The organism is Lentzea indica (assembly GCF_012184385.1).
GTDB lineage: Bacteria > Actinomycetota > Actinomycetes > Mycobacteriales > Pseudonocardiaceae > Lentzea > Lentzea indica.
The window spans coordinates 1-6,297 of sequence record NZ_VSRL01000380.1; the positions used below are offsets into that span (position 1 = coordinate 1).

The window sequence follows — 6,297 nt, forward strand, 5'->3', positions numbered from 1 at the left end:
TTGGACAGCAGCTCGCGGTCGTGGCTGACGACCAGCACGGCCTTGTCGGTGGCTTTCAGCCGTTCTTCCAGCCAGCGCTTGCCGGGGACGTCGAGGTAGTTGTCCGGCTCGTCGAGCAGCAGAACCTGCTCGTGGCCGCGCAGCAGCGTCTCCAGGACCAGGCGTTTCTGCTCGCCGCCTGACAGGGTGCGGACCTCGCGGAACCGTGCCCGGTCGTAGGGCAGGCCGAGCGCGGCGACGGTGACGGTGTCCCAGAGGACCTCGATGTCGTACCCGCCGGCCTCGCCGTAGCCGGTGAGGGCGTTCGCGTAACGCATCTGGGCGGCTTCGTCGTCGGTGTCCATCAACGCGAGCTCGGCGTCGTCGAGCTCCTCGGCGGCGGTTCGCAGCGCTGGTGGTGCGACGGAGAGCAGCAGGTCACGGACCAGGCTTTCGTCGCGGACCGAGCCGATGAACTGCGGCATCACCGCGAGCCCGCCCTGCACGTGCACGCTGCCCTGCTTCGGGGTGAGCTCGCCCGACAAGATCCGTTGCAGCGTCGTCTTACCGACGCCGTTCGCGCCCACGAGCGCGACAACGGTCCCGCCGCTCACCTTGAACGAGACGTCGCGGAACAGCTCCCGGCCGTCCGGCAGCGCGTACGCGAGCCCGTTCGCTTCCAGATACCCCACTCCGGAGATGGTCGGGGTCGCTCGCGGTGAACGCCAGCGAGTTTCCGGTCAGCTCAGGCGGATCGGGTACCTGCGCAGCACCAGCGCGGTGGTCGTGACGAGCAGGCACTGGAAGGCGGGGCCGAACGCGCCGATCATCGTCAGCAGCACGGTGAGACCGCCGAAGACGAACAGGAAGAGGTAGAACAACCACGGCCTCACCTGACGGTTCATGGTGCGGGCGAGCCGGGGTTCGTCGGCTAGCAACCGCTGCTCGATCTCCTCGAGCGAGCGGCGTTCGGCTTCACTCAGCATCGGTGCCTCCGGAAGACGTCGGGACGTCATCATTCCCGCTCGTCATCCAGTGGATACTCGAACGCGGCCGGAGTCAAACTCGGTCTTGGTCCTACGCGTACCCATTTCTGGCGGGCTGCGGGATCAGCGGCTCAGCGCGACCAGCCGGGAGACCGCGCGGAGGTATTTCTTGCGGTATCCGCCGCGCAGCATCTCCTCCGTGAACAGCTCCGACAGCGGCTGCCCCGACACCGCGACCGGGATGTCGCGGTCGTAGAGCCTGTCGCCGAACGCGACGAGCCGCAGCGCGACCGACTGGTCCGGCGCCGGCTTGACGTCCTTGAGATGCACCGCGGAGACGCCATCGACGAGCCGGCCGTACTTCGACGGGTGGATGCGGGCGAGCGCCTTGCACAGGTCGTCGTAGTCGTCGATGGTTGAGCCCTCGGTGTTCGCGGCCTTGGTCAGCAGCTCGGAGTCGGACATCGGCGCCGGGGCGTCGGGCAGGCCGCGGTGGCGGTAGTCAGGGCCGTCGACGCGCACGACGTCGAACTTCGAGGACATCGACTGGATCTCGCGCAGGAAGTCGGCGGCGGCGAACCTGCCCTCGCCGAGCTTGTCCGGCAGCGTGTTCGAGGTGGCGGCGATGAACACGCCAGCCGCGATCAGTTCCTTGATCAGGCGGGTGACCAGCATGGTGTCGCCGGGGTCGTCGAGCTCGAACTCGTCGATGGCGAGCAGCTTGTGGCCGCTGAGTCGTTTGACGGCCTCGGGGAAGGTCAGGACACCGACGAGGTTCGTCAGCTCGACGAACGTCCCGTACGCCTTCGGACCTGGGACGGCGTGCCACAGCGACGCGAGCAGGTGGGTCTTGCCGACGCCGAAGCCGCCGTCGAGGTAGAGGCCGAACTTGCCCTCGTCCTCGGTGCGGGAGCCGAACAGCGACCACTTCTTGGGCTTCGCGCTGACCCGCGCGGCGAACAGGCGGCCGGCCTCGACCGCGGCGGCCTGGCTGGGCTCGTCCGGGTTGGGGATGTAGCTGTCGAAGCTGACGTGGTCGAACCTCGGTGGCGGCACCAGGCCCTCGATCAGTTCGTCGGCCCCGATCTGGGGATCCCGGTCAGCCAGGCGCATGCCCGCAGCTTATCGGCGTGATGGGATGAGTTCGTGCAGATGTTGTGGCCCTCACCGGGCGTTGAGATGACCGACACAGCCCTGGAGTCGCTCTACGCGTATCCCGGGGGACGCACCTGGGTGACCGCGAACTTCGTGTCCAGCGTGGACGGTGCGGTGTCGGTCGACGGGCGTTCCGAGGGGCTGGGTTCCGCTGCCGACAAGCAGATCTTCCTGCTCGGGCGCGAGCTCGCCGACGTCGTGATGGTGGGTGCCGGGACCGTGCTGATCGAGGGGTATCGGGGCGCGCGGCGTGAACGGCCGTTGCCGATCGCCGTCGTGACGGCGCGCGGGACGCTGACGGCGGACCTGCCGCTGTTCACCGACACCTCGGTGCCGCCGATCGTGATCACCTGCGCGGCCGCCCGGTTGCCTTCGCTGCCCGCCGACGTGATCGTCGCCGGCGACTCGGAGGTCGATCTGAAGGTGGCCGTCGCCGAGCTCGCGGCGCGGGGGCTGCACCGGATCAACCTCGAGGGCGGGCCGCGGTTGTTCGGGTCGATGATCTCCGAAGGCCTGGTGGACGCGCTGAACCTGACGGTGTCGCCACTGCTGGCGGTGGGTGACTCGTCGCGGATCGCTCACGGTCCGGTGATTGTGCCCGTGGATCTGGAGCTGGCGTCGGTCCTGCGCGCGGACGACGTGCTGTTGCTGCGGTATCAGCGGCGAAATTCCAGCTGAAGAGGCAGGATGAGCGCGTGGACCTACCGCTGACCCCGCCTCTGCAGCCGATGCTCGCCACCGCGGTGGACGGCATCCCCGACGACGCCAACCTGGTGTTCGAGCCCAAGTGGGACGGCTTCCGCTGCGTGGTCTTCCGCTCCGGCGACGAGGTCCTCCTGCAGTCCCGCAGCGGCAAGCCGCTCAACCGCTACTTCCCCGAGGTCGCCGCCTCGATGCTCGACGTGCTGCCGGATCTCGTTGTCATCGACGGTGAACTGGTCGTGGCGCGCAACGACGAGCTGGACTTCGACGCGTTGTCCGAGCGCATCCACCCGGCGGCATCACGCGTGACGATGCTGTCCGAGTCGTCGCCGGCCACGTTCGTCGCGTTCGACCTGCTGGCGCTGGGTTCCGAGGTGCTGCTGGAGTCGCCGACGGTCGCCCGGCGCGAGGCCCTGCTCACGTTGCCGGGTCTCAACATCACGCCCGCGACGACCTCGGTCGAGACGGCGCGCGAGTGGTTCACGCTGTTCGAGGGCGCCGGCTTGGACGGTGTGATGGGCAAGCCGTCGGACGGCCCGTACACGCCGGGCAAGCGCTCGATGATCAAGGTGAAGCACGCCCGCACCGCGGACGTCGTGCTCGCGGGCCTGCGCTGGCACAAGGACACCGAACCCGGCACCGCCGTCGGCTCACTGCTGCTCGGCGTCTACGACTCCAACGACCTGCTGCACCACATCGGGGTCTGCGGTTCGTTCAAGGCAGCCGAACGCCGTGAGCTCGCCACCGAGCTCGCGCCGTTGATCACCGAATCCGACTCGCACCCGTGGGCGAACCCTCAGCCGGGACAACGGATTCCCGGCGAGATCAACCGGTGGCGGGGCAAGCAGGCCGAGTACGTGGCGCTGCGTCCCGAGCGGGTGCTGGAGATCCACTACACGCAGACCGAGGGCGAGCACCCCGTGCGGCTGCGGCACAACGGCCAGTTCGCGCGGTGGCGCCCGGACCGCGAGCCGCTGTCGTGCCGCTACGACCAGCTGGAGATCCCGGCCCGTTACGACGTGGCTTCTGTGCTGAAAGGCGAGCTGCGGGCGCGGTAAGCTCCTGATCATGACGACCCGAAAGGCCCATGCCGCGTAGCAGGCCGGGCGCCCTGCGCGGCGCGCTCCTCGGACCGCTGTGGTCCGACCGAACTCCGGAGCCCGTTCGCGGGCTCTCCTCCGCCACGTCGCTGGCGATCTTCCGCGTCGAGCTGGCGCTCGGCGATTACCACGTCTACATCGGGTCGACCCGGCGCGCGCTCGTGGGCTACCGGGAGTTCACGTCCAGACGCGGGCCGCTGTACCCGATGCCGGTCGAGTGCGAGTGCTCCGGCTGCCCGTTCGACAGCGTCGTGCACGCGCGTGACGTGCTCGAACACGTCCTGGAGCGGCTGCCAGTGCGCGCGAAGGCCGAGCTCGGACGGGTGGTGCGGCGGCTCGACGCGGAGTTCCTGCGGCGGACGCTGCCCGATCCGTCCGGCCGCCGCCCCTTCTGGAACAGAATCGACCACAGCCCGGACCAGCCGGAGCCGTGGTGGTACGGCCGGTTGCCCGGTCCGCCCTGGTCCGAGGTCAGACGTCAGGACGCGCCGACCGGGTCGCGCCGACGGAGGCGATGACCACACAGCACACGGCGACCCACTGCGCCGGCTTGAGCTGCTCCCCGAGCAGCACCAGGCCGGCCAGTGCGGCCACCGCCGGTTCCATCGACATCAGGATCCCGAACACGCGCGGCGGCATGCGGCGCAGCGCCTCCAGCTCCAGCGAGTACGGGATCACCGACGACATCAGCGCGACCGCGGCCGCCGCCGCGAGCACGACGGGATCGAGCATCGCGGTGCCGGCCGACGAGATGCCGAACGGCAGCGCGATCAGCGAGCCCACGACCATCGCGAGCGCGAGGCCCTTGCCGTCGTTCGTCTTGCTGCCGAGCTTGGCCGCCAGCAGGATGTATCCCGCCCAGCAGGCGCCCGCGGCCAGCGCGAACAGCACGCCCGTCCACAGCAGACCGCCCTGCACGCGAGTCAGCAGCACCACGCCGGCACCCGCGAGCAGCACCCACACGCCGTCGAGCCAGCGCCGTGAACCTGCGACCGCCACCGCGAGCGGGCCGAGGAACTCGATGGTCACCGCCGCGCCGAGCGGGATGCGTTCGAGTGCCGCGTAGAAGAAGAGGTTCATCGCGCCGAGGACCACGCCGTAGCTCGCGACGACCACGAGCGTGCGGCGGTCCATCCGCAGCGACGGACGCCAGATCGCCACCAGCACGATCGCCGCCACGACGAGACGCAACGTCACGGTGCCCGCCGCGCCCGCGACCGTGAACAGCTGCTTCGCGAAGGCCGCGCCGACCTGCACGCTGACGATGCCGAGCAGCACGAGTGCCGTGGGCGGGATGCCACCCATGAGCCGGGCCACGGGAAGCCGATCAGCGTGAGCCATGGTTTCCATCCTGACTCACCGTGTTGGCTCAGGGGCGAGCTTCAGCGGTGAGCCGTGGCACAAGAGCGGTGTCCTGATTCGCTGCGTTCCCCCCGAACATCAGGCAAGCATCAGCGTTGAGCCACGGCACAAAAACGGTGCCCTGACTCACCGCGTTCTCACCTAGGGCGTGCGAGGCTCAACATCCCGGAGTGAGAACGAGAGTGAGGACATCTGTGCGTCGCGCTGCCTTGGCCCTACTGGCAGTGAGCGTGCTGACGGCGTGCAGCGCGGGACCCTCGACCAGGCCGGTGATCGCGGTCAAGGGCGAGGAGAACCAGCCCGTCGACCAGAGCACGCTCGCCGGGCCGCAGCCCGTGCCGCCGCTCAGCGAGTACAGGAAGGACTCGCTGGCCTGGTCGGCGTGCAACGAACAGATGAAGGACCGCCTCGGCGCCGACGCTCCCCAGGGTGACCAGACCTACGAATGCGCGCGCATGACCGCCGTGCTCGACCCGCCGGGACGTCCGGGACGCGGCACGCTCGGCATCGCGCTGATGCGGGTCGGCACGGGCAAGAGCGCGCTGGTCGTGGTCAACGACCCCGGCGGCGAGCCCGGCACCCTGAAGGCGGCGCGCCTCGCGGCGACGTTGCCGAAGGAGCTCCTCAGCACGTACACGATCATCGGCGTGGACCGGCGCGGCACGGGCCGTTCGGACGGCATGTCGTGCGTACCGCAGGCCACGCGCGCGCAGCTCGTCGAGTACGACCCCGCCGAGGCCGAGCAGTCGAACCTCGTCGTCGCCGCGGGCGAGGCGTCGCAGGAATGCGTGCTCGACCTTGAAGGCAGGCTGACCGCGTTCGACTCGTGGCGCGCGGCCGCCGACCTCGACCGCCTCCGCGACCACCTCGGCACCGACCGCCTCAACGCCATCGGTGTCGGCGAGGGCTCGCGCGTCATCACGACCTACGCCCAGCGCTACCCGAACCGCATCGGCCGCATCGTCCTCGACGGCGCCCCGGACCCGACGCTCGACCAGGTGGGCGTGCTCGAG

Annotated in this window: 8 protein-coding genes; 4 read left to right on the plus strand and 4 right to left on the minus strand. The window is 69.7% G+C overall.

Going from position 1 to position 6,297, the window contains the following annotated elements; all coding sequences use genetic code 11:
* The 3 genes from FXN61_RS46335 to zapE all read right to left on the minus strand — a co-directional run.
* A partial coding sequence (locus tag FXN61_RS46335; RefSeq protein ID WP_167980174.1) for an ATP-binding cassette domain-containing protein occupies positions 1-671 on the minus strand: 671 nt, incomplete at its 3' end.
* Positions 672-719: 48 nt separating this feature from the next.
* Positions 720-965, minus strand: a complete 246-nt coding sequence (locus FXN61_RS46340) for a DUF3040 domain-containing protein (protein ID WP_167980175.1) — start codon at positions 963-965, stop codon at positions 720-722.
* Between the two features lie 123 nt (positions 966-1,088).
* The gene (zapE, locus tag FXN61_RS46345) at positions 1,089-2,078 is read right to left on the minus strand and encodes a cell division protein ZapE (protein ID WP_167980176.1); all 990 of its coding nucleotides are present in this window, start codon (positions 2,076-2,078) and stop codon (positions 1,089-1,091) included.
* A 66-nt stretch (positions 2,079-2,144) separates the two neighbouring features.
* Here zapE and FXN61_RS46350 point away from each other — a divergent pair, with 66 nt between their 5' ends.
* From FXN61_RS46350 to FXN61_RS46360, 3 genes are read left to right on the plus strand one after another with little or no spacing between them, the layout of a single operon-like run.
* Entirely contained in the window at positions 2,145-2,798 is a 654-nt protein-coding gene (locus FXN61_RS46350) for a pyrimidine reductase family protein (RefSeq protein WP_246293121.1), read from the plus strand.
* Between the two features lie 17 nt (positions 2,799-2,815).
* Positions 2,816-3,880: an ATP-dependent DNA ligase gene (locus FXN61_RS46355; RefSeq protein ID WP_167980178.1), complete on the plus strand. Its 1,065-nt coding sequence runs from the start codon at positions 2,816-2,818 to the stop codon at positions 3,878-3,880.
* A 29-nt stretch (positions 3,881-3,909) separates the two neighbouring features.
* Complete coding sequence (locus FXN61_RS46360; RefSeq protein WP_188136221.1) at positions 3,910-4,440, plus strand: hypothetical protein; 531 nt, start codon at positions 3,910-3,912, stop codon at positions 4,438-4,440.
* Here the strand turns inward: FXN61_RS46360 and FXN61_RS46365 are convergent.
* Positions 4,394-5,263 (minus strand): EamA family transporter, encoded by an 870-nt coding sequence (locus tag FXN61_RS46365; protein WP_246293123.1) that lies wholly within the window; start codon positions 5,261-5,263, stop codon positions 4,394-4,396. The genes FXN61_RS46360 and FXN61_RS46365 overlap by 47 nt on opposite strands.
* Before the next feature lie 245 nt (positions 5,264-5,508).
* Here FXN61_RS46365 and FXN61_RS46370 point away from each other — a divergent pair.
* The coding region (locus FXN61_RS46370; RefSeq protein ID WP_312878530.1) for an alpha/beta hydrolase at positions 5,509-6,297 on the plus strand (789 nt) is incomplete at its 3' end.

Excerpts from the sequence above, each read along its gene's own strand:
- zapE (WP_167980176.1), bottom strand. The coding sequence starts at position 2,078 with ATGCGCCTGGCTGACCGGGATCCCCAGATCGGGGCCGACGAACTGATC.
- FXN61_RS46340 (WP_167980175.1), bottom strand. The coding sequence starts at position 965 with ATGCTGAGTGAAGCCGAACGCCGCTCGCTCGAGGAGATCGAGCAGCGG.
- FXN61_RS46350 (WP_246293121.1), top strand. The coding sequence starts at position 2,145 with ATGACCGACACAGCCCTGGAGTCGCTCTACGCGTATCCCGGGGGACGC.
- FXN61_RS46365 (WP_246293123.1), bottom strand. The coding sequence starts at position 5,263 with ATGGCTCACGCTGATCGGCTTCCCGTGGCCCGGCTCATGGGTGGCATC.
- FXN61_RS46360 (WP_188136221.1), top strand. The coding sequence starts at position 3,910 with ATGCCGCGTAGCAGGCCGGGCGCCCTGCGCGGCGCGCTCCTCGGACCG.